Source organism: Xanthomonas sp. SHU 199 (assembly GCF_000364665.1).
GTDB classification, from domain to species: domain Bacteria; phylum Pseudomonadota; class Gammaproteobacteria; order Xanthomonadales; family Xanthomonadaceae; genus Xanthomonas_A; species Xanthomonas_A sontii.
This window is the reverse complement of sequence record NZ_AQOI01000596.1, coordinates 1-1512: the sequence shown is the minus strand read 5'-3', so window position 1 is coordinate 1512 and position 1512 is coordinate 1. Positions and strand designations below refer to the sequence as shown.

The window sequence follows — 1512 nt, the reverse complement described above, 5'->3', positions numbered from 1 at the left end:
AAAAGAAAGCACACCCCGCAGCGCGCCCTCCGCGCTACGCGCTCCGGGTTCGCAGCCACGACGGGCATTTTTCGACGGCACATCCATGTGCCGGCGAAAAACGACGCGCATCCTGCGCGTCGCCCTTCGGGTATTCGCCCGCCGCGGCTGCCGCGCCGAGGGGACCCCGGGTGAAGCAAAACAGCAACAGCCAAAGCCAGGGCAACAGCCAGAGCCAAAGCAACGTCCGAAGCCAAAGCAACGTCCGAAGCAACAGCAACAGCTAAGAAAGACAGTGCGATCGAATTCCCCCGTTAACGGAACCACCATGAACTTCATCTCTACCCGTCACGCCGCACCTTCGGTCTCGCTCAGCCAGGCCATCGCCGCCGGGCTCGCCCCCGATGGCGGCCTGTACGTGCCCGAGCGCCTGCCCGCCGCCCGCGACCTGCGCGCCGGTGCCAGCCTCGCCGAGACTGCCGCGGACCTGCTGGCGCCGTTCTTCGATGGCGACGCTCTGGCTGCGGAACTGCCGGCCATCTGCGCGGAGGCCTTCGACTTCGCCGCGCCGCTGCAGCCGCTGGCCACGCCCGGCGACCACGCGCTGGAGCTGTTCCATGGGCCGACCGCTGCGTTCAAGGACTTCGGCGCGCGCTTCCTGGCCGCCTGCCTGACCCGGCTGCGGCGGGGGGCGGAAACGCCGTTGACCATCCTCGTCGCCACCTCCGGCGATACCGGTGCCGCGGTCGCGGCCGCGTTCCATCGTCAGCCCGGGCTGCGCGTGGTGGTGCTGTATCCGGACGGGCGCGTGTCGCCGCGCCAGGCGCACCAACTCGGCTGCTTCGGCGACAACATCCAGGCGCTGCGCGTGGCCGGCTCGTTCGACGATTGCCAGGCGCTGGTGAAGCAGGCGCTGAACGACGCCGACCTGCAGGCGCAGGCGCCGTTGAGTTCGGCCAACAGCATCAGCCTGGGGCGCTTGCTGCCGCAGATGAGCTACTACGCGCATGCAGCCCTGCAGCACCATGTCGCGCATGCGCAGCCGCTGAACCTGGTGGTGCCCACCGGCAACCTGGGCAATGCGCTGGCCGCGATCCTGGCGCGGGCGCTGGGCGTGCCGCTGGGCCGGATCGTGCTGGCGACCAATGCCAACCGCGTGCTGCCGGACTTCTTCGCCGGCGCCGACTACGCGCCGCAGCCCAGCGTGGCGACCCTGGCCAATGCGATGGACGTCGGCGCGCCGAGCAATGTCGAGCGCCTGCGCTGGCTGTACCAGGGCGACGACGCCACGCTGCGTACCCAGTTCCAGGCCTACTCGGTGGACGATGCGCAGATCCGCCAGACCATCGGCGAGCGCTTCCGTCGCTACGGCGAGGTGCATTGCCCGCACACCGCCACCGCGCTGCATGTGCTGCAGCAACTGCGTGCCGAGGGCGCGGAGGCGGACGCCGGCGATTGGGCGGTGGCGGCTACCGCGCATCCGGCCAAGTTCGAGGGGGTGGTGGAGCCGCTGATCGGGCAGCCGGTGGCGGT

Annotated in this window: 1 protein-coding gene; it reads left to right on the top strand. The window is 70.1% G+C overall.

Features of this window, described 5'->3' with window-relative positions:
• Window positions 1-307: 307 nt before the first annotated feature.
• Window positions 308-1512, top strand: a 1205-nt coding sequence (gene thrC / locus D183_RS0117565) for a threonine synthase (protein ID WP_017910155.1), incomplete at its 3' end; no start/stop codon positions are given.